This is a genomic window from Variovorax sp. YR566 (assembly GCF_051992195.1).
Taxonomy (GTDB): domain Bacteria; phylum Pseudomonadota; class Gammaproteobacteria; order Burkholderiales; family Burkholderiaceae_C; genus Variovorax.
The window spans coordinates 6,917,833-6,942,114 of record NZ_CP197092.1 but is presented as its reverse complement, the minus strand read 5'-3'; the positions used below and the strand labels follow the sequence as shown (position 1 = coordinate 6,942,114).

Annotated in this window: 26 protein-coding genes; 21 read left to right on the top strand and 5 right to left on the bottom strand. The window is 64.7% G+C overall.

Annotated elements, in window-relative coordinates; genetic code table 11:
• The first annotated feature begins 78 nt into the window (after positions 1–78).
• The 8 genes from ACTG4X_RS32600 (at position 79) to ACTG4X_RS32565 (ending at position 8,237) form a co-directional block, all read left to right on the top strand.
• The gene (locus ACTG4X_RS32600; RefSeq protein ID WP_093180139.1) at positions 79–909 is read left to right on the top strand and encodes a helix-turn-helix domain-containing protein; all 831 of its coding nucleotides are present in this window, start codon (positions 79–81) and stop codon (positions 907–909) included.
• Between the two features lie 18 nt (positions 910–927).
• A complete protein-coding gene (locus ACTG4X_RS32595; RefSeq protein WP_093058707.1) occupies positions 928–1,803 on the top strand; it encodes a branched-chain amino acid ABC transporter permease in 876 nt (291 codons plus the stop codon).
• Between the two features lie 7 nt (positions 1,804–1,810).
• Positions 1,811–2,887, top strand: coding sequence for a branched-chain amino acid ABC transporter permease (locus tag ACTG4X_RS32590; protein ID WP_093058708.1), 1,077 nt, complete (start codon positions 1,811–1,813; stop codon positions 2,885–2,887).
• Complete coding sequence (locus ACTG4X_RS32585; RefSeq protein ID WP_440532881.1) at positions 2,884–3,702, top strand: ABC transporter ATP-binding protein; 819 nt, start codon at positions 2,884–2,886, stop codon at positions 3,700–3,702. Before ACTG4X_RS32590 ends, ACTG4X_RS32585 begins: the two co-directional genes overlap by 4 nt.
• 232 nt (positions 3,703–3,934) lie before the next feature.
• Positions 3,935–4,708, top strand: a complete 774-nt coding sequence (locus ACTG4X_RS32580; RefSeq protein WP_093058710.1) for an ABC transporter ATP-binding protein — start codon at positions 3,935–3,937, stop codon at positions 4,706–4,708.
• 5 nt (positions 4,709–4,713) lie between these two features.
• A complete protein-coding gene (locus tag ACTG4X_RS32575) occupies positions 4,714–6,570 on the top strand; it encodes an AMP-dependent synthetase/ligase (RefSeq protein WP_440532880.1) in 1,857 nt (618 codons plus the stop codon).
• Between the two features lie 34 nt (positions 6,571–6,604).
• Entirely contained in the window at positions 6,605–7,768 is a 1,164-nt protein-coding gene (locus tag ACTG4X_RS32570; protein WP_426390650.1) for an ABC transporter substrate-binding protein, read from the top strand.
• A 7-nt stretch (positions 7,769–7,775) separates the two neighbouring features.
• Positions 7,776–8,237, top strand: coding sequence for an EVE domain-containing protein (locus ACTG4X_RS32565; RefSeq protein WP_440532879.1), 462 nt, complete (start codon positions 7,776–7,778; stop codon positions 8,235–8,237).
• Positions 8,238–8,254: 17 nt separating this feature from the next.
• On the opposite strand, the gene ACTG4X_RS32560 is transcribed toward ACTG4X_RS32565, so the two are convergent.
• Together ACTG4X_RS32560 and ACTG4X_RS32555 are read right to left on the bottom strand one after the other, a co-directional pair.
• Positions 8,255–8,908 (bottom strand): MarC family protein, encoded by a 654-nt coding sequence (locus tag ACTG4X_RS32560; protein WP_093058714.1) that lies wholly within the window; start codon positions 8,906–8,908, stop codon positions 8,255–8,257.
• 2 nt (positions 8,909–8,910) lie between these two features.
• Positions 8,911–9,657 carry an SDR family oxidoreductase gene (locus ACTG4X_RS32555; protein ID WP_097197776.1) on the bottom strand — a complete coding sequence of 249 codons (747 nt, stop codon included), beginning with the start codon at positions 9,655–9,657 and terminating at the stop codon, positions 8,911–8,913.
• Between the two features lie 72 nt (positions 9,658–9,729).
• On the opposite strand from ACTG4X_RS32555, the gene ACTG4X_RS32550 reads away from it, so the two are divergent.
• Complete coding sequence (locus tag ACTG4X_RS32550; RefSeq protein ID WP_440532878.1) at positions 9,730–10,335, top strand: 2-hydroxychromene-2-carboxylate isomerase; 606 nt, start codon at positions 9,730–9,732, stop codon at positions 10,333–10,335.
• Positions 10,336–10,374: 39 nt separating this feature from the next.
• On the top strand, positions 10,375–11,058 hold the full coding sequence (locus ACTG4X_RS32545) for a dienelactone hydrolase family protein (RefSeq protein WP_426390649.1): 684 nt from the start codon (positions 10,375–10,377) through the stop codon (positions 11,056–11,058).
• Positions 11,059–11,111: 53 nt separating this feature from the next.
• Here ACTG4X_RS32545 and ACTG4X_RS32540 read toward each other — a convergent pair whose 3' ends face one another.
• Positions 11,112–12,026, bottom strand: coding sequence for a LysR substrate-binding domain-containing protein (locus tag ACTG4X_RS32540; RefSeq protein ID WP_440532877.1), 915 nt, complete (start codon positions 12,024–12,026; stop codon positions 11,112–11,114).
• A gap of 133 nt (positions 12,027–12,159) precedes the next feature.
• Here ACTG4X_RS32540 and ACTG4X_RS32535 point away from each other — a divergent pair, with 133 nt between their 5' ends.
• Both ACTG4X_RS32535 and ACTG4X_RS32530 read left to right on the top strand, forming a co-directional pair.
• Positions 12,160–12,498: an alpha/beta hydrolase gene (locus ACTG4X_RS32535; protein WP_093180128.1), complete on the top strand. Its 339-nt coding sequence runs from the start codon at positions 12,160–12,162 to the stop codon at positions 12,496–12,498.
• A 219-nt stretch (positions 12,499–12,717) separates the two neighbouring features.
• Entirely contained in the window at positions 12,718–13,086 is a 369-nt protein-coding gene (locus tag ACTG4X_RS32530) for a DUF4148 domain-containing protein (RefSeq protein ID WP_093058720.1), read from the top strand.
• A gap of 83 nt (positions 13,087–13,169) precedes the next feature.
• Here ACTG4X_RS32530 and ACTG4X_RS32525 read toward each other — a convergent pair whose 3' ends face one another.
• Together ACTG4X_RS32525 and hemB are read right to left on the bottom strand one after the other, a co-directional pair.
• Positions 13,170–14,321 carry a magnesium transporter CorA family protein gene (locus tag ACTG4X_RS32525; protein WP_440532876.1) on the bottom strand — a complete coding sequence of 384 codons (1,152 nt, stop codon included), beginning with the start codon at positions 14,319–14,321 and terminating at the stop codon, positions 13,170–13,172.
• Positions 14,322–14,338: 17 nt separating this feature from the next.
• Positions 14,339–15,325, bottom strand: coding sequence for a porphobilinogen synthase (gene hemB, locus ACTG4X_RS32520; RefSeq protein ID WP_440532875.1), 987 nt, complete (start codon positions 15,323–15,325; stop codon positions 14,339–14,341).
• Positions 15,326–15,692: 367 nt separating this feature from the next.
• Between hemB and ACTG4X_RS32515 the strand changes: the two genes are divergently transcribed.
• From ACTG4X_RS32515 to tuf, 9 genes are all read left to right on the top strand, one after another.
• The gene (locus ACTG4X_RS32515) at positions 15,693–16,121 is read left to right on the top strand and encodes a CopD family protein (protein WP_440532874.1); all 429 of its coding nucleotides are present in this window, start codon (positions 15,693–15,695) and stop codon (positions 16,119–16,121) included.
• 14 nt (positions 16,122–16,135) lie between these two features.
• On the top strand, positions 16,136–17,263 hold the full coding sequence (locus ACTG4X_RS32510; protein ID WP_093058738.1) for a VanZ family protein: 1,128 nt from the start codon (positions 16,136–16,138) through the stop codon (positions 17,261–17,263).
• 50 nt (positions 17,264–17,313) lie between these two features.
• Complete coding sequence (locus tag ACTG4X_RS32505) at positions 17,314–17,667, top strand: (2Fe-2S) ferredoxin domain-containing protein (protein ID WP_093058724.1); 354 nt, start codon at positions 17,314–17,316, stop codon at positions 17,665–17,667.
• Between the two features lie 36 nt (positions 17,668–17,703).
• Complete coding sequence (locus tag ACTG4X_RS32500; protein WP_440532873.1) at positions 17,704–18,336, top strand: alpha/beta hydrolase; 633 nt, start codon at positions 17,704–17,706, stop codon at positions 18,334–18,336.
• 40 nt (positions 18,337–18,376) lie between these two features.
• Positions 18,377–19,546 carry a D-alanyl-D-alanine carboxypeptidase family protein gene (locus tag ACTG4X_RS32495; protein ID WP_093058726.1) on the top strand — a complete coding sequence of 390 codons (1,170 nt, stop codon included), beginning with the start codon at positions 18,377–18,379 and terminating at the stop codon, positions 19,544–19,546.
• A 205-nt stretch (positions 19,547–19,751) separates the two neighbouring features.
• Positions 19,752–20,129 (top strand): 30S ribosomal protein S12, encoded by a 378-nt coding sequence (gene rpsL / locus ACTG4X_RS32490; protein ID WP_013543948.1) that lies wholly within the window; start codon positions 19,752–19,754, stop codon positions 20,127–20,129.
• Positions 20,130–20,280: 151 nt separating this feature from the next.
• Positions 20,281–20,754, top strand: coding sequence for a 30S ribosomal protein S7 (gene rpsG / locus ACTG4X_RS32485; RefSeq protein ID WP_013543947.1), 474 nt, complete (start codon positions 20,281–20,283; stop codon positions 20,752–20,754).
• 96 nt (positions 20,755–20,850) lie between these two features.
• Positions 20,851–22,950, top strand: a complete 2,100-nt coding sequence (gene fusA, locus ACTG4X_RS32480) for an elongation factor G (RefSeq protein WP_093058727.1) — start codon at positions 20,851–20,853, stop codon at positions 22,948–22,950.
• 120 nt (positions 22,951–23,070) lie between these two features.
• Entirely contained in the window at positions 23,071–24,264 is a 1,194-nt protein-coding gene (tuf, locus tag ACTG4X_RS32475; RefSeq protein WP_093060175.1) for an elongation factor Tu, read from the top strand.
• Positions 24,265–24,282 lie beyond the last annotated feature (18 nt).

Below are 24,282 nucleotides of genomic sequence, written 5' to 3'. Positions count from 1 at the left end.
GTGGCTCGCGCCGCTACGATCCAGCCAACAAAGACGCCACCCCGCAGTGGCAGTCCACCGATGCAGGAGACAAACACCATGCAGCGAACGAGGACGACGCCGCCCGAGCGCGGCGCCGCACGGCAGGGGGAACGCCTGATGTGGCTCACGCCGCATCGCGTGTTCTATGCCGGCCTGCTCGGCGCCGCCGCCGAGCGCACGATGGGCGGGCACGGCGTGTACGTGTCGCCCGCCGGCGCGCCGCCGAACCGCATCCGCATCGGCGGCGGGGCGTGGATGACCGGTGAATTCATCGTGGTGCCGCCGCATGTGCTGCACCAGGTGGAGAGCACGCATCCGCTGATCTTCAACCTGCTGATCGAGTCGGAGTCGGTCGATCCCGCGCGCATGCCGGCCTTTTTGCAGCACTGCGGCCCCGTCGAGGCACCGGCCTTCGTGCAGCGCTTGCGAGAGGCCCATGCGCACCTGCTGGCGGCCTCGGCGCGCGGCATGAGCTTCGAGGGCTTCGACTTCGATGCGATGTTCTTCGGCGAAGCGCTGGCGCCGCGCGCGCTCGATGCGCGCATCCGCAAGGTGGCCGACGCCATCAACGCCGACCCCGCCACGCCGATGTCGGCCGAAGAGTGCGCTGCCTCGGTGCACCTGTCTTTCTCGCGCTTCCTGCACTTGTTCAAGCAGGAAACGGGCATGGCCTTTCGCGCCTTCCGCGCATGGAAGCGTGCGCGCAGCCTGCTGCGCTACGTGCAACAGGGCAGCACGCTGACCGACATCGCGCTCGACACCGGCTACCCCGACTCGACGCACTTCAGCCATTCGATCCGCCAGGTCTACGGCCTCAAGCCCAGCGACATCGTGGCCGGCTCGCGCCGCCTTGCGCTGCACGACGCGGCCGGCGGCTTCAGGCAGTAGGCGCGGCGCAGGGGCCCCATGCAGATCCTTCAACTCCTGCTGTCGGGCATTGCGCAAGGTTGCATCTACGGCCTGATCGCGCTGGGCTTCGTGCTGATCTACAAGGCCACCGAGACGGTGAGCTTCGCGCAGGGCGACCTGATGATGCTCGGTGCCTTCGGCGCGTTCGCCGGCATGTCGCTGTTCGGCATGCCGTTCTGGCTCGCGGCGATCTTCGCTGTGGTGGCGATGGCGGCCTTCGGTGTGCTGCTCGAACTGGTGGTGATACGGCCCATCCTCGGGCAGCCGCAGTTCTCCATCGTGATGCTGACCATCGGCATCGCCTACGTGGCGCGCGGGCTCATCACCATGGTGCCGGGCATCGGCACCGAAACCCACACGCTGGCCGTGCCCTACAAGGACCAGATCTGGAAGCTCGGCGAGCTGGTGGTCAACCTGGAGCAGCTGGCGATCATCATCGCCACGGCCATCCTGTGCGGGCTGCTGTTCGCGATGTTCCGCTACAGCAAGCTGGGCATCGCGATGCAGGCCTCGTCGCAGAACCAGCTGGCGGCCTACTACATGGGCATTCCGGTGAAGCGGCTCAACGGGCTGGTGTGGGGGCTCGCGGCAGCGGTCGCGGCCATTGCGGGCATGCTGCTGGCGCCCATCACCTTCGTGCACGCGAACATGGGCTTCATCGGGCTGAAGGCTTTTCCGGCGGCGGTGGTGGGGGGCTTCGGCAGCCTGCCGGGTGCCATCGTCGGCGGGCTGGTGATCGGCATCGTCGAGTCGTTCGCGGGCTTCTACCTGCCCGACGGTTTCAAGGACACGGCGCCGTACATCGTGGTGCTGCTGATGCTCATGATCAAGCCGAACGGGTTGTTCGGCGAGAAGCTGCGCAAGAAGGTCTGAACATCCCATGCGCTTCATCTTCAAGACCAGCTACGACCAGGACATCCGGCTCGCACGCCACGGTGGGCATGTGTTCTGGTATGGCTTGCTCATTGCGTTCCTCATCGTTGCGCCTTGGGTCATCGACGAGTACTGGCTGGCGCAGCTGACCTTCGTGCTGATCTACGGCATCGTCGGGTTGGGGCTGATGCTGCTGGCCGGCTTCACGGGGCAGTTTTCCATCGGGCATGCGGCGTTCCTCGGAACGGGTGCGTACACGCAGGGGGTGCTGACGAATCTCGGCGTGCCGTTTCCGCTGGCGCTGGTGGCGGCTGCTGCGTTGTCGGCGGCGGTGGGTGTGGTGGTCGCGCTGCCGGCGTTGCGCGTGAAGGGCATCTACCTCGGCATTGCGACGCTGTCGTTCGGCTTCATCGTCGAGGAGGTGTTCGCACGGTGGGAGAGCGTGACGGGCGGCAATGCGGGGCTGCACGTGAAGTCGCCGCAGCTCTTCGGCTGGTCGCTGGGATCGGGCGACGGGTTCTACTTTCTGTGCCTGGTGGTGGCGGTGCTGAGCACGCTGGGCATCCTGAACCTGCTGCGCTCGCCGACGGGGCGGGCCTTCGTCGCGATTCGTGATTCGGAAATTTCGGCGCAGAGCATGGGCATTCACCTCGCGCGCTACAAGACGATGTCGTTCGCGATCTCGGCCGCGCTCGCGGGGCTGGGCGGGGCGTTGTATGCGCACAAGCTCAGCTTCATCTCGCCGGACCAGTTCAGCATCCTGCAGTCCATCGACCTGCTGCTGATGGTGGTGATCGGCGGGCTCGGTTCGGTGCACGGCGCGTTCCTGGGGGCGATCTTCCTGATCGCGATGCCGCAGCTGATCTCCATTGGCAAGGACTGGCTGCCGGCGGTCATCGGCCAGGCGCCGGGGTTGCAGGGTCTGGTGTATGGCGTGGTGCTGATCGCCTTCGTGCTGTTCGAGCCGCTGGGGCTGTACGGACGCTGGCTGAAAATCCGCACCTGGCTGCAGCTCTTTCCGTTCTACCGCAGGGGGCTGTTCAAGCGGCAGAAGTCGTTCACCAAGTCGGATCGGTTGCGATGAACGGCGACATTCTTCTCTCCGCGAAAGAGCTGAGCGTGCGCTTCGGCGGTGTGCTGGCGGTCAACAAGGTGAGCTTCGACGTGCGGCGCGGCGAGGTGTTCACGCTGATCGGCCCGAACGGTGCGGGCAAGACGACGGTGTTCAACCTGATCAGCCGCATCTACACGCCGACCACGGGCGAGATCACGTGGCATGGAGAGGAGGGCGGTCCGATTGCGCTGACGCAGCAGGCGCCGCATGCGATTGCTGCGTTGGGCATCGCGCGTACTTTCCAGAACATCGAGTTGTTCGAGCATGCGACGGTGCTGCACAACCTGCTGATCGGTCGCCACACGCACCGGCAGACGGGGTTCTGGAGCGAGGTGTTCTTCACGCCCGCGACCCGGCGCGCGGAGATTGCTGCGCGCGAGAAGGCGGAGCAGGTGATCGAGCTGCTGGATCTTCAGCATCACCGTGATTCGATGGTGGCGGGGCTGCCCTACGGCGTTCGCAAGGTGGTGGAGCTGGCGCGTGCGTTGTGCACGGAGCCGAAGTTGCTGTTGCTCGATGAGCCGTCCTCCGGTCTGAATGTCGAAGAGACGGCGGACATGGCTTTCTGGATTCAGGACATTCAGCATGAGCTGGGGGTGTCTGTCTTGATGGTCGAGCATGACATGTCGCTTGTTTCCAAAGTTTCTGATCGCGTGCTGGCTATGAACATGGGCGAAGTGCTGGCTACTGGGTCGCCTCGCGAGGTGCAGGCGGATTCGCGTGTTGTCGAGGCTTATCTGGGGACCGTGGATGACGTGAGCAGTTTGAGGAGGGCGGCGGTATGAGTGCTTCGTTCGCTACCTCCTTGGGGGCGCCCGGTATGCGGTGCGGCGCGGTCGCCCCCACTATGCCGGCCCTTCGGGCTCCCTTGCGGTGCTCGCCTTCCGCGGGGTCCCGCCCAAACTCGCTTCGCTCAAACAAGGGCGGGCCCTTGTCCGCGGAAAGCTGCGCTCCTCAGCGGCACAGAGGGCGCGCCCACACCGCACCGCACACCGGGCTTCGGCAAGGAGCCCATGCATGAGCGACGCAGTACTCCAACTCCTGAACGTGGAAAGCGCCTACGGCCCCATCAAGGCGATAAGAGGCGTGAGCCTGAAAGTCCGTCAGGGCGAAATAGCAACCGTGCTTGGCTCCAACGGCGCGGGCAAGACAACGATCTTGAAGACCATCTCGGGAATCATCGACCCCCGCAAGGGCAGCATCGAATTCCAGGGCAAGGACATCACCGCCAAGGACCCGGCCTACATCGTCCAGCAGGGACTGAGCCATGTGCCCGAGGGGCGCGAGGTGTTTCCTCTGCTGTCGGTGAAAGACAACCTGCTGATGGGCGCCTACACCCGCAAGGACCGCGACGGCGTGGCGCGCGACATGGAGACGGTCTACACCTACTTCCCCATCCTGCGCGAACGGGCCACGCAGGACGCGGGCCTGCTGTCGGGTGGCCAGCAACAGATGCTGGCCATCTCGCGCGCGATCATGGCCGCGCCGCATCTCATTCTTCTGGACGAGCCCAGCCTCGGCCTGAGCCCGAAGCTGACGAAGGAGATCTTCGAGATCGTCGTGCGCATCAACCGCGAGCGTGGCACCACGATCTTGCTGGTCGAGCAGAACGCCAATATGGCGCTCAACGCGGCCGACCATGGCTACGTGCTCGAGAACGGCCGCATCGTGATGGAAGACTCCTGCGAGCGCCTGAGGGAGAAGGAAGACATCAAGGAGTTCTACCTCGGCGTGAAAGATGACGGCGTGCGCGGCGAGCGGCGCTGGAAGAAGAAAAAGACCTGGAGGTAGCCACCATGCAAGGACTCTGGGAACTCAACACATTCGAACCCCGGCTCGACATCGTCGTGCCCGGCGACACCATTCCCGCGATGTTCTGGAATGCCGTGAAGCAGCGCGGCGACAACATCTGGATGCGGCAGAAGGAGCTGGGCATCTGGCGCAGCTGGAGCTGGCACCAGACGGCCGACGCGGTGCGCGAGATCGCGGCCGGGCTGCAGGCCATTGGCTTTGCGCCGGGCGAGTGCGCGTCGATTTTGTCGAACACCGTCATCGAATGGGTGCTCGCCGACCTGGCCGTGCTCAGCTGCGGTGGTGTGTCCAACGGCATCTATCCGACCGACGCGGCTTCGCAGGTGCACTATCTTTGCGAAGACTCGCGCACCACCGTGCTCTTCGTTGAAGACGACGAGCAACTCGACAAGGCGCTCGAGGTGCGCGCCGGCCTGCCGGGCCTGCGCTGCGTGATCGTGTTCGACATGGAAGGCCTGCGCGACCTCGACGATGCGGCGGTGATGAGCCTCGACGCGCTGCGCACCCTCGGCCGCGCGCACCTGGCCGCAGATCCGCAGGCCGTCGAGCGCACGATGGCGGCGTGCCGGCCCGAAGACCTCGCCATCCTCGTCTACACCTCGGGCACGACCGGCAAGCCCAAGGGTGCGATGCACAGCCACGCCGGGCTGGTGTACACCGCGCGTGGCTACAACACGCTCATCGCGCAGGACGAGAGGGACGAGCGCATGTGCTTCCTGCCGCTGTGCCACATCGCCGAGCGCATGGGCGGCGAGTACTTCGCGATGTATACCGGCTCGATCCTCAACTTTGTCGAGAACCCCGAGACGGTGCCCGAGAACGTGCGCGAGATTGCGCCTACCGTATTCACAGCAGTGCCGCGCGTGTGGGAGAAGTTCTATTCGGGCGTGATGATCGCGCTGAAGGAGGCCAGCCCGCTGCAGCAGGCCGCCTACAAGTGGAGCATTGGCGTGGGCGAGGAGATCGCCAATCGCGTGCTGGCGGGCGAAGACGTCGGCCCGGTGCTGAAGTTCAAGTTCAGGCTGGCGCGTGTGCTTGCACTGGACAACGCGCGCAAGCTCATCGGCATTCACCGGTCGCGCTTCCTGGTGACGGGCGCGGCGCCCATTTCGCCCGAGCTGGTCAAGTGGTACCTCGCGCTTGGCGTGCCGATGCTGGAGGTGTGGGGCATGACGGAGTCGTGCGGCGCTTCTACCGCCGTGCCGGCCACGCGCATCAAGCCGGGCTCGATCGGGCCGGCCACGGGCTACAACGAGGTGCGCATCGACGCTGCCACCAGCGAAATCCTGGTGCGCGGCCCCAATGTCTTCATGGGTTACCTCAACCTGCCCGAGAAGACCGCCGAGACCATCGACGCCGAAGGCTGGCTGCACACCGGCGACGTGGGCGTGATGGACGAGGACGGGTATTTCCGCATCACCGACCGGATGAAAGACATCATCATCACGGCGGGTGGGAAGAACGTGACGCCGAGCGAGCTGGAGAACGAGCTCAAGTTCAGCCTCTACATCACCGATGCCGTGGTCATCGGCGACAAGAAGCCCTACCTCACGGTGATCGTCATGATCGACCAGGAGAACGTCGAGAAGTTTGCGCAGGACCACGACGTGCCGTTCAGCAACTACGAGAGCCTGACGCGCACGAAGGAAGTGCAGGATTTGATCCAGGGCGAGATCGATCGCGTCAACGCCAGGTTTGCGCGCGTCGAGCAGATCAAGAAGTTCTTTCTGCTCGAAACGCAGCTCAGCGCCGAGGACGAGGAGCTCACGCCCACGATGAAGCTCAAGCGCAAGCTGGTGCAGACCAAGTACGCCGAGCGCATAGAAGCCATGTACCGGTGATTCGTTTTTTTCGTCAACCCGAGGAGACAACCGCATGAAGCTCAAGACACTGACGACGCTGGCCGTGCTGGGCCTGATCGCGACGCTTGCGTCCGCTCAGCAGCAGGGCGTGAGCAAGGACGAGATCCGCATCGGCACCATCCAGGACCTGTCGGGTCCGCTCGCGGGCTTCGGCAAGCAGGCGCGCAACGGCATGCAGCTGCGGGTGGACGAGCTCAACGAGCAGGGCAGCCTCAACGGCCGCAAGCTCAAGCTGTTCGTCGAAGACTCGGGATACGACCCGAAGAAGGCGGTGCTGGCTGCACAGAAGCTGGTGAACCAGGAAAAGATCTTCATCATGGCCGGCCACATCGGCACCGCGCAGAACATGGCGGCGATGCCGGTGCAGTTCGACAAGAACGTCGTCAACTTCATGCCCATTACCGCGGCGCGCGAAATGTACGAGCCGCTGAACCGGCTGAAGTATTCGTTCGCGGCCACCTACTACGACCAGATCCGCCTGGCCCTGCCGAAGATGATCAAGGACAAGGGCGCCAAGAAGGTCTGCACCATCTACCAGGACGACGAGTTCGGGCTCGAGGTGCAGCGCGGCGCAGAGGCGGGCCTGAAGGCCGCGAACATGGAGCTGGCCGAGAAAACCTCGTTCAAGCGCGGCGCCACCGACTTCAGCTCGCAGGTCGCGAAGATGAAGGCAGCCAACTGCGACCTCGTGGTGCTCGGCACCATCATCCGCGAGACCATCGGCACCGTGGGCGAGTCGCGCAAGACCGGCTTCAACCCGACCTTCCTGGGCTCGAGCGCGTCCTACACCGACCTGATCCACAAGCTGGGCGGCAAGGCGATGGACGGCGTCTACGCCACCATGACGGTGCAGAACCCCTACACGGACGAGCAGTCGCAGCCGCTGCGCTTCTGGGCCAACAAGTACAAGACCAAGTTCAACGAAGACCCGACGGTGTTCTCGGTGTACGGCTACGTGATCATCGATTCGTTCATCAAGGCGGCGACCAAGGCCGGCCCGAACCTCACGACCGACAGCTTCATCAAGGCCATGGACAGCATGACCTTCGAGCCCGACATGTTCGGCAGCCCGAAGAGCAGCTATACGGCCACCAAGCGCCTGGGCAACGACCAGTCACGCCTGTCGCAGATCAAAGACGGCAAGTGGGTCGTGGTTTCGGACTATGTGACACCATGACGGGACCATGCCCAATTACTGGTTGATGAAATCCGAGCCCGACGAGGTCTCGATCGACGATGCGCTCGCCGCGCCCGGCGCCACTGTGGCGTGGACCGGCGTGCGCAACTATCAGGCACGCAACTTCATGCGCGACGGCATGAAGGTCGGCGACGGCGTGCTGTTCTATCACTCGAGCTGCCCGGAGCCGGGCATTGCCGGCATTGCGCGAGTGGCCTCGGGCATCAAGCCCGATCCGACGCAGTTCGACGCGAAGTCGCCCTACTTCGACGCAGGCTCTAAGAAGGACGACCCGCGCTGGCTGCTGGTGGACGTGCAGGCGGTGCGCAAGACGCGGCTGCTTGCACTGCCCGAGTTGCGCGCCAGGCCCGAATTGGCCGAGCTGATCGTGCTGCGCAAGGGCAACCGGCTGTCGATCACGCCGGTAGAGCCGGCGCACTGGAAGATCATCGAGAAGATGCTGGCCTGAGCCGGCTGGCTTGATGCTCAGCCGATCTTGTTCAGGATCGGGAACAGCTTGCCCAGGCCGTCGGCCATCACCTCGACCGCGAGCGCGGCGAGGATCAACCCCATCAGCCGCGTCATGATGTTGATGCCGGTCTTGCCGAGCACGCGCGCGATCGGCTGCGCGAGCGAGAAGGCCAGGGCGGTGGCCAGCGCCACCACCACGCCGTAGCCCACCAGAATTGCAAGCTCCCACAGGTGCTGCGCCTTGTCGGCGTAGATGACCACGGTGGAGATGGTGGCCGGGCCGGTGAGCAGCGGAATGGTGAGCGGCACCACCGCGATCGACGCGCCCATCGACGCCTTCACCTCGGTGGCGCGCAGCTCCTCGACGTTGGTCTTGCTCTCGGCCGGCTGGGCGTTGAGCATCGACAGAGAGCTCATGAGCAGCAGCAGGCCGCCACCGACCTGGAAGCTCGCGATGGAAATGCCGAAGAAGGACAACAGCTGCAGGCCCAGCAGCGCGCTCACCGCGATGACCACGAACGCGCTGAAGGCCGACATGCGCACCGTGTGGCGGCGCTGCGCGTCGCTGTAGCCCTGCGTGTAGTGGATGAAGAAGGGCACGATGGCCAGCGGGTTGACGATGGCCACCAGCGTCACCAGCGGCTTGATCAGGTCCATGGAGGTGCTCATGGTCAGCGACCTCCGGTGACGTCGAGCAGGGCCATGGTGGTGTAGCTGGCCTCCGGCGAGAGCAGCCACAGGATGGCGCCGGCAATCTCGTCGGCGCTGCCGGTGCGCTGCATGGGCACGGTGGGCGCGAGGTCGAAGGCGCGGTCGGGCATGCCGCCGGAGGCGTGGATCTCGGTGTCGATCAGGCCGGGGCGCACCGCGTTGACGCGGATGCCTTCGGCGGCCACTTCCTTGGCCAGGCCGATGGTGAAGGTGTCGATGGCGCCCTTGCTGGCGGCGTAGTCGACGTACTGGTCGGGCGAACCCAGCCGCGCGGCGCCGCTGGAAATGTTGACGATGGCGCCACCCGTGCCGCCGTACTTGGTGCTCATGCGTCGCACGGCCTCGCGCGCGCAGATGAAGCTGCCGATCACGTTGATGCGGAACATGCGCTCCAGCCGCGCCACGCTCATGTCGGCGACGCGCGCCTGCACGTCGACCACGCCGGCGTTGTTGACCAGCGCCGTGAGGCGGCCGAACCTCGCGTCGACCTTCTGGAACATGGCCAGCACCTGCGCCTCGTCGCCCACATCGGCCTGCACCGCCATGGCGGCGCCGCCGTTTGCGCGGATGGTGCGCACCACCTCGTCGGCGGCCAGCGAATTGCTGGCGTAGTTGACGGCCACCGCATAGCCGCGCTGCGCGGCGAGCAGGGCGGTGGCGGCGCCGATGCCGCGGCCGCCGCCCGTGATCAAGAGCACCTGGTCCAAAACCTACCTCCTGCAGAGAAACTGCGTGTCAGTTAAAACCGTCGGCTTGGATTACATCATTGGGGCACGCGCATGAGCACCAGCAAGACGATTGACTACTACTTTGCGCCACAGAGCCCGTGGACCTATCTGGGGCATTCCCGCTTTGCGGCGATTGCTGCGGTCGCGGGCGCTACGGTGCGCGTGCGGCCTATCGACATGGGCAGCGTGTTTCCTGTGTCCGGCGGGTTGCCGCTGGGCAAGCGCGCGCCGCAGCGGCAGGCCTACCGGCTGGTCGACCTCGCGCGCTATTCGAGCTATCTCGGCCTGCCGCTGAACGTCAAGCCGAAGTTTTTCCCGGTGGCCAGCGACGACGCGGCGCGGGTCATCATCGCGGTCGACATGCATGACGGCACCGAGGCTGCCATGCGCATGTGCGAGGCGGTGTTCGCGGCCGTGTGGGTGCAGGAGCGCAACATCGGCGACCCGAAGGTGCTCGATTCGCTGATCGTCGAGTGCGGGCTGTCGCCCAAGCGTGGCGAGCAGTCGCTGAGCCAGGCGGTCCAGGAGCGCTACGAGGCCTACACGCAGGAGGCCATCGACATCCAGGTGTTCGGTGCGCCCAGCTACGTGATCGACGGCGAAATTTTCTGGGGGCAGGACCGTCTCGACTTCGTCGAACGGGCGCTGCGCCCATAACCCGGCACTTACTTATTTGCCATCAAGGAGCAAGACAACATGGGTCAATTCATCGATCTCAAGGCCAAGGACGGCTTCACCTTCCCCGCCTACGTGGCCGAACCGGCGGGCAAGCCACGCGGCGCGGTGGTCGTGGTGCAGGAAATCTTTGGCGTGAACTCGCACATCCGCTCGGTGGCCGACGGCTATGCGGCCGAGGGCTACCTGGCCGTGGCGCCGTCGACCTTCCAGCGCGTCAAGCCGGACGTGGAACTGGGCTACTCGGACGACGACATGAAGAACGGCTTCGGCCTGAAGACCGCTGTCGAGGCGCTGCCGGCGCCGGGCGTGCTGCAGGACATCGAGGCGTCGATCGCCTACGCGTCGAAGGCTGGCAAGGTCGGCATCGTGGGCTACTGCTGGGGCGGCCTGCTGGTGTGGCGCTCGGCGGCGCTGCTGCCGGGCCTGGCTGCTGCCGCGCCTTACTACGGCGGCGGCATGACCTCGCCGGAAGAAACGGCGCGCCAGCCCAAGGTGCCGGTGCTCGCGCACTTCGGCAACCAGGATCACTGGATTCCGCTGGACACCATCGAGTCGTTCAAGAAGGCGCATCCGGAGGTGGAAGTGCATGTGTATCCGGTCGGCCACGGTTTCAACTGCGACCAGCGCGGCTCGTACAACGCCGACGCGGCCAAGCTGGCGCGCGAGCGCACGCTGGCCTTCTTTGCGAAGCACCTCGGCTGAGTCTGGCGCTCGCTCTTCAATGAAAAAACCCGGCACTGCCGGGTTTTTTCATTTCATGAATGGCTCGGCTTGCGTGCCGTGGCGCCCGGGCCGACTCGGGTCTGCAGGAAGTCGAGCAGCGCGCGCAATGCAGCGCTGTTGTGGCGCCGTTGCAGGTAGGCGGCCGAAAACCACACGTCCTTGCGCGCGTAATCCTGCAACACGGGCACCAGCTCGCCGTGGTCGAGGTGTGATTGCACGAGGATCGACGGCAGGTAGATCACGCCGAATCCATGCATGGCCACGCGGATCAGCGGCGCGCCTTCGGTGCAGTCCATGCGGCTTTTCACCGGTACGTCGATCGGCGTGCCGTTGTCGTCGAAGCGCCACGAGGGCTGCTGGCCCTGCGCCGAGAACGTGAGCGCGTCGTGGCCCGACAGGTCGCGCGGATGCTCGGGCTTGCCGTGCTTCTTCCAGTAGACCGGCGAGGCGCAGACCACCATGTTCATGAGCCGCAGCTTGCGCACGATCAGGTTCGCGTCCTCGATGGGGCCGCTGCGCAGTTCGACGTCGATGCCTTCCTCGGCGAGGTCGACGGCCCGGTTGGTCAGCTGCAGGCTGATCGTCACGTCGGGGTAGTAGCGCATGAAGTCGGCCAGCAGGTTCGGAAACTCGCCGCTGCCCATGCCGTGCGGGGCCGAGATGCGCAGCCGCCCGCCGGGCTGGCTGGCGCGGTCCTGCAGCTCGGATTGGGTCAGTTCGACCATCTCTAGCATCGGGGTGCTGCGGTCCAGCAGCAGCTGGCCGGCATCGGTGAGGCTCACGGAACGGGTGGAGCGGTTGAGAAGGCGCACGCCGAAGCGGGTTTCCAGCTCGGCCACATACTTGCTGACAGTGGCCTTCGACATGTCGAGCCTCTTGGCTGCCTGGGAAAAACTGCCGTGCGAGGCGACTTCCCGGAAGGTTCTGATCAGATCGAGACTGTCCATGTGAATGAGTCCATTGTTTCCGTTTTGGGAACGCGATGGTTCGATTCTCCCGGGTTTTTCCTAACCAGCTTGGGCGACACTTCGGTTACTCGCCGACGTCGCCAGCCCAGTTGGACCGTTGGAAGGAACTGAAATGAAGACCCCGAACATCATTGCCGCTGCCGTCCTGTTGCTGCTCGCCGCCTCCGGCGCGCAGGCGCAGGGTGCCCAACAGGGCTTCGAGCCGGTGCAGCCGCTCAGGGCCGTCACCAGTCGCAGCGATGTGGTGGCCGGTGCCGATGCTGCGGCGCGCGGTGGCAATGTCTACGGCGACGTCGTGGCGGCGCCGCTGGTCTCGCGGCCGAGTTCGCTCGACCGGGCGTCGGTCCGCGCCCAGGCCGTGGCTGCCGCCCACGCGCCGAACCAGAACCTGGACCGCCGCGCCTTCGTCAACAGCGAAGTGCCGCCGCAGTTCCAAGCCTCGCAGCGATAAGCCGGAAGTCTTCTCCTGCAAGGCCGGGCCGGTGCAAACCGGGCCCGGCTTTTTTCTGCTGGCATGCCTTGATGTCGGCATTGTTTCAATAGAGGAAACACCGTGTCTCTGAACAGAGTGTTTTGGCATGGCAGTTCGCCCGGAAACTCGCCGCACAGGCAAGCGAACCAGCAAGCCTGGTGGACGAACCATCCAACGAACATCCTAGGAGAACTGAATATGAAGACCTCGCAAATCCTCGCCGCTGCCGCCCTGACCCTGCTGGCTGCCGTTGGCGCCCAAGCCGAAACGTACCAAGGCGTGAACACCGCCGTCTCGACCAAGAGCCGTGATGAAGTCAACGCCGAAGCCGTGCGCGCCGCATCGGCTCCGAACCAGAACGTGACCCGCGGTTCGCGCGGCCCGGAAACGGTTGCCGTGTCGAAGGACCGCGCAATCGTCCAAGCCGAAGCCGTTCGCACCTCCTACGCTCCCGACCAGAACGTGACTGGCGGCTCGCGCGTCAACAGCCGCGTTATCTCGACCATGCAAAACCCGATGGACGCTCGCGTTCAGGCCGAGCAAGGTTCGGGCGCTGTCGCCAAGTAATTGAAGCGGTCCCTCGGGGCCGTCGAAATGCAAAAGGGCCACGCGAAAGCGTGGCCCTTTTTCTTTGGTTGGCGATTCCGGGATCAGCGCGTACGCGCGAGATAGCGCTTGCGCCAGAAGATCAGCACCAGCGCCACCGCAATGACCAGCATCGACGTCATCGCGATCCAGAAGCCGTCGGCCTTGTGCACCAGCGGGATGAATTCGAAGTTCATGCCGAAGATGCCCGCGATGAGGTTCAGCGGCAGGAACACGGCGGTGAGCACCGTCAGCACCCGCATGATGTCGTTGGCGCGGTGGCCCTGGACGCTGAAGTGCATCTGCACTGCAGTCTCGGCGTTCTGCTCCAGCCGGTGCACGTGGTGCACCACGCGCTCGATGTGCTCGAGCACGTCGCGGCTGCGGATCATGATGAGTTCGCGCTCGCGCTGCTCCGTCTCGCCCTTGGGCACGGGGAGCGTTTCGAGCGAGTCGATCCAGTCCTGCATGGCGGCGCGCTGGTCTTCGCAGATCTCGTCCAGGTGGTGCAGCGACTGGCGCGCCTCCATCAGCGCACCCCAGTTGGTGAAGCGGCTGCGCGGGTCGATCAGCTCGGTCTGCCAGTGATCGAGCTGCTTGGTGAGTTCGCGCCGCAGGTCGAGGTAGCCGTCGACGATCTGGTTGATGACGCGCAGCATCAGGTCCGAAGGGCTGGTCGGCAGGCGGGCCGAGGTGGCGCGCACGTCGAGCGCAGGGGCGCCGCGGTCGTCGGGCGAGGCGGCCGCCAGCAGGCGCGTGGCGAAGGCGTCGCGCACCGCGCCGTCTTCCGGGTGCACCGACAGCAGCACGCGGTCGAACACCGCAAAGCCCACCGGGCGGGTGTCGACTCGACGCAGCACGGGCGGGCCGCTGCGGGGCAGGGGCGGGGCCTCGCTGCCATTGCCCTTGCCGTTGCCCAGCGCCGCCTGGCCCTGTCCGTTGGCCAGCCGCCGGAACACCAGCACGTCGTACTGCGAGGTGTAGTCGTAGTGGGAGGGCAACTGGTCGTTGAGCAGGTCGGCCACGTGCAGGTCGACCAGTTGCGTGAGGCACAGCGTCTGCAGGATCTGCTGCACCTCAGTCAGCGAGGCCCGGAATTCCTCGCGTGTGAGCGAGATCCAGAGGTAGCCTCCGGTGCCGCACGCGCCCGGCACGGTAAGGGGGGCCAGCGCGGCGTGCTCGCTGACCTGCGAGCGGGTGATTTCGAAGATGCGCATGCCGTGCTGGTGCGCCGTTATTTCTGCAGCAGCCGCGCGGCGTCGAGCGCGAAATAGGTCAGCACGCCATCGGCGCCGGCGCGCTTGAAGGCCAGCAGGCTTTCGAGCACCACGGCGTCGTGGTCGAGCCAGCCGTTCTGGGCGGCGGCCTTGAGCATCGCGTACTCGCCGCTCACCTGGTAGGCGAAGGTCGGAACATGGAACTGGTCCTTCACGCGGCGCACGATGTCGAGGTAGGGCATGCCGGGCTTCACCATCACCATGTCGGCGCCTTCGGCGATGTCGATGGCGACTTCGCGCAGGGCCTCGTCGCTGTTGCCGGGGTCCATCTGGTAGACCTTCTTGTTGCTCTTGCCGAGCGTGGCGGCCGAGCCCACGGCGTCGCGGAAGGGGCCGTAGAAGGCGCTGGCGTACTTGGCGCTGTAGGCCATGATGCGCGTGTGAATGTCGCCGCGGGCTTCGAGCGCGGTGCGGATGGCGCCGATGCGGCCGTCCATCATGTCGCTCGGCGCCACAATGTCCACGCCGGCCTGCGATTGTGTGAGCGCCTGCTTCACAAGCACTTCGACGGTCGCGTCGTTGAGGATGTAGCCGGTGTCGTCGAGCAGGCCGTCCTGGCCGTGGCTGGTGTAGGGGTCGAGGGCAACGTCGGTCATCACGCCCAGCTCGGGGAAGCGCGTCTTGAGGGCGGCCACCACGCGGGGAATCAGCCCGTCGGGGTTGAAGGCTTCGCGGCCGTCGGGTGTCTTGAGGCTGGCGTCGATCACCGGGAACAGTGCCATCACCGGGATCCCGGCCGCCACGCACTGCTCGGCCACGGGCAGCAATAGGTCGAGGCTCAGGCGGTCCACGCCAGGCATCGAGGGGACGGCATCGCGACGTTTCTCGCCTTCCTGTACGAACACCGGGTAGATCAGGTCGTTGACCGTCAGTGCGTGTTCTCGTACCAGATTGCGGGTGAAAGCGTCGCGGCGCAGGCGTCGCGGCCGCCCGGCGGGGAACATGGCCAGAGGGGAAGATGATGACGTCATATATACAAAATTGTGCCTGAAGCGATCTTTCACAGACCTTCTCTCCGAGTGTCCAGTTGTCTGACAACTACGGAAATTCGTAGAACCAAGGTACTCAAATTTTTGCTTCAAATGTCAAAGAAAGTGCCTCAGTCGCTTGAAACCTTGTTTCGTCTTTGTTAAATTCTGAAGCGGGCGGCTTGCCGCTCCCCGCTTTTCCTCCCTGAGCGGGTGCCTTGATGTGTGACAGCAAAAGGGCTTCCCAGCCCGACGTGAAGACGTCGGGCTTTTTTTTGCCCGTCGTACAGGGGCATCGCCGCAAAAGAGGGGTCGGCGAGAGGGGCGCCACTAAACTGCCGCCATGCTCTGGGTCAAATCTCTTCACATCGTCTTCATTGCAAGCTGGTTCGCGGGGTTGTTCTACCTGCCCCGGATCTTTGTCAATCTGGCGATGGTGCCGCCCGAGTCGGTGGCCGAGCGGCAGCGGCTGCTGTTGATGGCACGCAAGCTCATGCGATTCACGACTTTCCTGGCGGTTCCCGCGCTCGGCTTCGGCCTGTGGCTCTGGCTGGGTTATGGCATCGGGCGCGGCCCGGGCAACGGGTGGATGCACGCCAAGCTGGCGCTGGTGCTGGTGGCCATCGGCTATCACCACGGCTGCGGCGTGCTGCTGCGCCGTTTCGTGGCGGGCGAGAACCGGCGCAACGACCGCTGGTTCCGCTGGTTCAACGAGCTGCCGGTGCTGCTGCTGCTGGGCATCGTGATCCTGGTGGTCGTCAAGCCGTTCTGAGCCCGGTGCACACGGTGGAGAGGCCGCACAAGTCCGCCGCGCTCCCCCTGGCGCTCGCGTACGCGGCGCTGATCGTCTACGCCAGTCTCTATCCGTTCGCCGACTGGCGCGACCAGGGGATCGCGCCGTGGGCCTACTTGTCGGCGCCCTGGCCCAAGTACTGGACGGGCTTCGATTTCGCCATCAATGTGGTGGGCTACGTGCCCTTCGGCTTCCTGTGCGCCCTGGCGGTGCTGCGCACGCGCCCGGCCACCAGCGTCTGGCATGCGGTGCTGCGCGCCACCGTGGCGGGAGCGGCAATCTCGTTCGCCATGGAGACGCTGCAGAGCTACCTGCCCGCGCGCATTCCTTCCAACGTGGACCTGGGGTTCAACACGACGGGTGCGGTCCTTGGTGCCGTGCTGGCAGCGGGACTGGAACGGCTGGGCGCGGTTGCCCACTGGAGCCGCGCGCGTTCGCAGTGGTTCACCGAGGACTCGCGCGGCGCGCTGGTGCTGCTCGCGCTGTGGCCTTTTGCGCTGCTGTTCCCGGCGGCCGTCACCTTCGGGCTGGGGCAGGTGTTCGAGCGGCTCGAAGTGGCGATCTCCGAGTGGCTGCTCGACACGCCCTTCATCGATTGGCTGCCGCTGCGGCAGTTCGAGCTCGAGCCGCTGGTGCCGGCGGTGGAACTGCTGTGCGTGATGCTCGGCGCGCTGGTGCCGTGCCTGCTGGGCTATCTGGTGGCGCGCTCCGTGGTCCAGCGCGCGGTGCTGCTGCCGCTGACGCTGCTGGCTGGCATCGCGGCCTCGGCGCTGTCGGCGGCATTGAGCTATGGGCCCGAGCACGCATGGGCGTGGCTGGGCCTGCCTGTGCAGGTCGGCATGGCCGCGGCGTTCTTTGCTGGCGTGCTGTTGCTGTTCGCGCCGCGCCGCTTGTGTGCGGCGCTGCTGCTGGTGGGGCTCGTGCTGCAGCTGAGCCTGCTGAACCAGGCGCCCGAGAGCGCGTACTTCGCGCAGACGCTGGCCACCTGGGAGCAGGGGCGCTTCATCCGCTTCCACGGGCTGGCGCAGTGGCTGGGCTGGACCTGGCCCTTCGCGGTGCTGGCGTATGTGGTGGTCGCTCTGTCGCGCCGGGGCCGGCCCAATGCCGCTGCGACGGTCTGAACGTTTGAAGGTATCGACACGGGCTAAGGGGCGGTCACTAAAATCTGCCGATGCCCAGCTCCTCCCCCGCCGCGCCGTCCGGCTATTACGGCCGCCACATCTTCTTCTGCCTCAACGAGCGCAAGAACGGCGAAGACTCCTGCTCCATGCACAACGCGCAGGAAGGCTTCGACCGCTGCAAGGCGAAGGTCAAGGAGGCGGGGCTATCCGGGCCCGGCAAGGTGCGCGTCAACAAGGCCGGCTGCCTCGACCGTTGCGCGGGCGGGCCGGTGGCTGTGGTGTACCCCGAGGCTGTCTGGTACACCTTCGTCGATGGCGATGACATCGACGAGATCGTCGAGTCGCACTTGAAGAACGGCCAGGTCGTCGAGCGGCTGCTGCTGCCTCCCGATGTCGGACGCTGAACTTTTCCGCCGACCCTCCGCTCGTACCTTGCGCCAATGAATTCCCAGACCGAAAAGATCAGCCTCCAGGGCGCCGCCGGCGCAATCGAGGTTCAACGCGACCAGCCTGCCGGCACCCCGCGCGGCATCGCAGTAATCGCCCATCCCCACCCGCTGTTCGGCGGCACGATGGACAACAAGGTGGTGCAGACGCTGGCACGCGCATTCGTCGCCAGCGGGTGGACCACGGTGCGCTTCAACTTCCGCGGCGTGGGCGCCAGCGAAGGCGTGCACGACGAAGGGCGTGGCGAGCTGGAAGACATGCTGAATGTCGTCGGCCAGCTCGCGTCCGAGGGGCCGCTGGCGATCGCCGGATTTTCCTTCGGCGCGTTCGTTGCGACCGGTGCCGCCGCAAAGCTCTGGACCGAACGCGACATCCGCCAGATCGTGCTGGTAGGTACGGCCGCCGCGCGCAACACCGTGGCCACGCTGCCGGCCGAGGCGCACGAGCGCATGCTGGTGGTTCATGGCGAAGCCGACGACACCGTGCCGCTGTCCGCCGTGATGGACTGGGCGCGGCCGCAGTCACTTCCTGTCACAGTCGTCCCCGGGGGCGGCCACTTCTTTCACGGACAATTGCCGCTGCTCAAAAGTCTCGTGGTCCGCCATCTGCACGCGGACATCGCTTGAAAGCCTCGCAGGCTTGTTTTCGTCTCTTTCCAAACTCCCCATGAATCGTTTTCTTGGCGCGCTCCGCGCGCTGGTCTTTACCGCCGCCGCATCCGTCAGCCTGATCGCCGCCGCCCAGGTGCCGGCTCCGCCTGAAATCGCCGCGCGCAGCTACCTGCTGCTCGACGTGACCGCGAACCAGATCCTGGCCCAGAAGGACATCGACAGCCCGGTCGAGCCGGCTTCGCTCACGAAGCTGATGTCCGCCTACCTGGTGTTCGATGCGCTGCGCACCAAGAAGATCACGCTGACCCAGACGCTGCCGGTCAGCCCGCGCGCCTGGAAGATGCCCGGTTCGCGCATGTTCATCGACCCCAAGATGCAGGTGCCGGTGGAAGACCTGATCAAGGGCCTGATCGTGCAGTCGGGCAACGACGCCACGGTGGCGCTGGCCGAAGGCGTGGGCGGCACGGTGGAGCACTTCGTCGAGATGATGAATGCCCAGGCCAAGGCGCTGGGCATGAAGAACACGAGCTACAAGAACCCCGAAGGCCTGACGGCGCCCGGCCACACCACCACGGCCCGTGACCTGAGCATTCTGGCGACCCGCCTGGTGCGCGACTTCCCCGAGGAAGCCAAGTACTACGCGATCAAGAAGTACCGCTACCCGGGCACCCCGTCGACCAACGACACCAATCGCAATCTGCTGCTGTTCCGCGACCCGACCGTCGACGGCCTGAAGACCGGGCACACCGAGGCGGCCGGCTACTGCATGATCGCCACCGCCAAGCGCGACTTCCCCAACCTGACCGGCGGCCGCCGCCTGCTGTCGATCGTGCTGGGAACCACGGGCGAGACCGTGCGCGCCAATGAGTCGCAGAAGCTGCTGAACTGGGGTTACACGGCCTACGACGCCGTTCGCCTGTTCGACGCCGGCCAGCCGGCCGCCACCCCGGCCGTCTGGAAGGGCAAGGCGAACACGCTGAAGCTGGGCCGCCCGGAAGCCATCGTGGTCGCGGTGCCCGCCGGCACCGCCAGCAAGATCAAGACGCAGGTGTCGCGCCCCGATCCGCTGGTGGCGCCGTTCACCAAGTACCAGGCCGTCGGTTCGCTCAAGGTCACCCTGGACGACCAGCCGGTCGCCGACGTGCCCCTGGTCGCCCTGGAAGCCGTCGAGCAGGCAGGGATATTCGGCCGCGCATGGGATGCCGTGCGGCTCTGGATCAAGTAAATCCGAAGGGGTGGCAAGGCGATTGGCAGCTCTCCGCTGCGGCTGACCTTGCCGTTTCAGACTCGTTTGCTATACTCGTGGGCTTTTCGGAAATTTCCGAAGGGTTTCACGTTTTCGTTATTCCCGGCTTCCTTGCCTTGCGTCACGTCAAGGACCAAGGGCGGTTTTGCAACCAGGGCCGGGTTGTTTTGGGACTAATTCATTCATGCCAACCATCAATCAACTGGTGCGTCAGGGTCGAACGGTCGAAAAGATCAATTCGAAGAGCCCTGCCATGCAGAACTCGCCGCAACGTCGCGGTGTCTGCACCCGCGTCTACACCACGACGCCCAAGAAGCCCAACTCGGCGCTTCGCAAAGTTGCCAAGGTCCGTCTGACCAATGGCTTCGAAGTCATCTCCTACATCGGCGGCGAAGGCCACAACCTGCAGGAACACAGCGTCGTGCTGGTTCGCGGCGGCCGTGTCAAGGACTTGCCCGGTGTGCGTTACCACATCGTGCGCGGTTCGCTCGACTTGCAAGGCGTGAAAGACCGCAAGCAGTCGCGTTCCAAGTACGGCGCGAAGCGTCCCAAGAAGGCTTAAGCCTTCCTGTCGTCAAAAAACAAACGGTGTTCGGTTGGCCTTGGCGGGCACATCGAACGAAGTGACCCACTGTCGGGTCGAGTAAGTGAGAGTCCTGACTGGCTCTCGCGGTGCCGGAAACGGTGCCAACTGAAGCAAAGAGGTTAGAAAAATGCCACGTCGTCGCGAAGTCCCCAAACGTGAAATCCTGCCGGATCCCAAGTACGGCAATGTCGAGCTGTCCAAATTCATGAACGTGATCATGGAAGGCGGCAAGAAGGCGATCGCCGAGCGCATCATTTACGGTGCTCTCGACTTCATCGAAAAGAAGAATCCGGACAAGGACCCCCTCGAAGCTTTCACCGTTGCCATCAACAACGTGAAGCCGATGGTCGAAGTGAAGTCGCGCCGCGTTGGCGGTGCGAACTATCAGGTGCCGGTCGAAGTCCGCCCTGTCCGTCGCCTCGCCCTGTCGATGCGCTGGATCAAGGAAGCTGCCCGCAAGCGCGGTGAAAAGTCGATGGCCCTGCGTCTGGCCAACGAACTCATGGAAGCTACGGAAGGCCGTGGCGGCGCCATGAAGAAGCGCGACGAAGTGCACCGCATGGCAGAAGCCAACCGGGCGTTCAGCCACTTCCGCTTCTAAAAATCAAACTTCGCTTGGGCGTTGGGTGCTGAGTGTCGGGCGTTGTGCCCGTGCTCGGGGCCCAGCGCTCAACGCATTTCAACCCGAAAGTAAATCATGTCCCGCAAGACCCCCATCGAGCGCTACCGCAACATCGGCATCTCCGCGCACATCGACGCTGGCAAGACCACGACGACCGAACGTATCCTGTTCTACACCGGTGTGAACCACAAGATCGGTGAAGTGCACGACGGCGCCGCCACGATGGACTGGATGGAGCAAGAGCAAGAGCGCGGTATCACGATCACGTCCGCTGCCACCACCTGCTTCTGGAAGGGCATGGCTGGCAAGTTCGACGAACACCGCATCAACATCATCGACACCCCCGGCCACGTGGACTTCACCATTGAAGTCGAGCGCTCGATGCGCGTGCTGGACGGCGCCGTCATGGTGTACGACGCCGTCGGCGGCGTGCAGCCCCAGTCGGAAACCGTCTGGCGCCAGGCCAACAAGTACAAGGTTCCGCGTCTCGCGTTCGTCAACAAGATGGACCGCACCGGCGCCGACTTCCTGCGCGTGCGCCAGATGATGGTGGACCGCCTGAAGGCCAACCCCGTCGTGATCCAGATCCCGATCGGTGCCGAAGAGCACTTCCAGGGCATCGTCGACCTCGTGAAGATGAAGGCGATCATCTGGGACGAAGACAAGGGCGTGACGTTCCAGTACGGCGAGATCCCCGCCAACCTGGTCGATGTCTGCAACGAATACCGCGAAAAGCTCGTCGAAGCGGCTGCCGAAGCCAGCGAAGAGCTGATGAACAAGTACCTCGAAGGCGGCGAGCTGAGCGAGGAAGAAATCAAGAAGGCCATTCGCCAGCGCACCATCGCCGGCGAAATCCAGCCGATGCTGTGCGGCTCGGCCTTCAAGAACAAGGGCGTGCAAGCCATGCTCGACGCCGTCGTCGAATACATGCCCGCACCGACCGACATTCCCCCGGTCAACGGCCTGGACGAAGACGAAGCGCCTGTCATCCGCAAGGCTGACGACAACGAGAAGTTCTCGGCCCTGGCATTCAAGCTGATGACCGACCCGTTCGTGGGCCAGTTGACCTTCGTGCGCGTCTACTCCGGCGTGCTGACCAAGGGCGACAGCGTCTACAACCCGGTTCGCGGCAAGAAGGAACGTATCGGCCGTATCGTGCAGATGCACGCCAACAACCGCGAAGAAGTCAACGAAATCCGCGCTGGCGACATCGCTGCCTGCGTGGGCCTGAAGGAAGTCACCACGGGCGAAACCCTGTGCGACCCGACGGCGATCGTGACGCTTGAGCGCATGGTGTTCCCGGAATCGGTGATCTCGCAGGCCGTCGAGCCGAAGACCAAGGCCGACCAGGAAAAGATGGGCATCGCCCTGCAACGCCTGGCTCAGGAAGACCCCTCGTTCCGCGTCAAGACCGACGAAGAATCGGGCCAGACCATCATCGCCGGCATGGGCGAGCTCCACCTTGAAATCATCGTGGACCGCATGAAGCGCGAATTCGGCGTGGAAGCCAACGTGGGCAAGCCGCAAGTGGCTTACCGCGAAACGATCCGCAAGACCGTCGAAGAAGCCGAAGGCAAGTTCGTTCGCCAGTCGGGCGGCAAGGGCCAGTACGGTCACGTCATCCTGAAGCTCGAGCCGCAGGAAGCCGGCAAGGGCTTCGAGTTCGTCGACGCCATCAAGGGCGGTGTGGTTCCTCGCGAATACATCCCCGCGGTGGAAAAGGGCGTCGTGGAAGCGCTGACGCAAGGCGTGCTGGCGGGCTATCCCGTCGTGGACGTCAAGGTCACGCTGCACTTCGGTTCGTACCACGACGTGGACTCGAATGAAATGGCGTTCAAGATGGCCGCGATCTTCGGCTTCAAGGAAGGCGCCCGCAAGGCCAACCCCGTGATCCTCGAGCCGATGATGGCCGTGGAAGTCGAAACGCCTGAAGACTACGCCGGCAACGTGATGGGCGACCTGTCGTCCCGCCGCGGCATGGTGCAGGGCATGGACGACATGGTCGGTGGCGGCAAGGCCATCAAGGCCGAAGTGCCGCTGTCGGAAATGTTCGGCTACTCGACCACGCTGCGCTCGATGTCGCAAGGCCGCGCCACGTACACGATGGAGTTCAAGCACTACGCCGAAGCTCCCCGTAACGTCGCCGAAGCCATCGTGGCCGCCCGCGCCAAGTAAGTATTCAATTTCGAATCTGTCTGCGACCGTGTGCCCCTCGCTGCCCGTGGCGAGGGAACCAGCAATGCGGTGCAGACATAAAACCCAATCACGGGCACTGCTCTTTCAAGGATTGAAAAAATGGCAAAAGGTAAATTCACCCGCACCAAGCCGCACGTGAACGTGGGCACGATCGGTCACGTTGACCACGGCAAGACGACGCTGACGGCTGCGATCGCGACGGTTCTGTCGGCCAAGTTCGGCGGCGAAGCCAAGGCCTACGACCAGATCGACGCTGCGCCTGAAGAAAAGGCCCGCGGCATCACGATCAACACCGCGCACGTCGAGTACGAAACGGCCAACCGCCACTACGCACACGTCGACTGCCCCGGCCACGCCGACTACGTGAAGAACATGATCACCGGCGCTGCCCAGATGGACGGCGCGATCCTGGTGTGCTCGGCCGCCGACGGCCCGATGCCCCAGACCCGTGAACACATCCTGCTGGCTCGCCAGGTGGGTGTGGGCTACATCATCGTGTTCCTGAACAAGTGCGACATGGTCGACGACAAGGAACTGCTCGAGCTGGTCGAAATGGAAGTTCGCGAACTCCTCGACAAGTACGAATTCCCCGGCGACGACACCCCGATCATCCACGGCTCGGCCAAGCTCGCCCTGGAAGGCGACAAGGGCGAGCTGGGCGAAGGCGCCATCATGAAGCTGGCCGAAGCCCTGGACACGTATATCCCGACGCCCGAGCGCGCCGTGGACGGCACGTTCCTGATGCCCGTGGAAGACGTGTTCTCGATCTCGGGTCGCGGCACGGTGGTGACCGGCGCTGTCGAGCGCGGCGTGATCAAGGTTGGTGAGGAAATCGAAATCGTGGGCATCCGCCCGACGGTCAAGACCACCTGCACCGGCGTGGAAATGTTCCGCAAGCTGCTGGACCAGGGCCAGGCTGGCGACAACGTCGGCGTGCTGCTGCGCGGCACGAAGCGCGAAGAAGTCGAGCGCGGCCAGGTGCTGTGCAAGCCCGGCTCGATCAAGCCGCACACGCACTTCACCGCCGAGGTGTACGTTCTGTCGAAGGACGAAGGCGGCCGTCACACGCCGTTCTTCAACAACTACCGTCCGCAGTTCTACTTCCGCACGACGGACGTGACTGGCGCGATCGAGCTGCCCAAGGACAAGGAAATGGTCATGCCTGGCGACAACGTCAGCATCACCGTCAAGCTGATCAACCCGATCGCGATGGAAGAAGGCCTGCGCTTCGCCATCCGTGAAGGCGGCCGTACCGTGGGTTCGGGCGTCGTGGCCAAGATCCTCGACATCTAAGCCGGACGCAAAGGAATC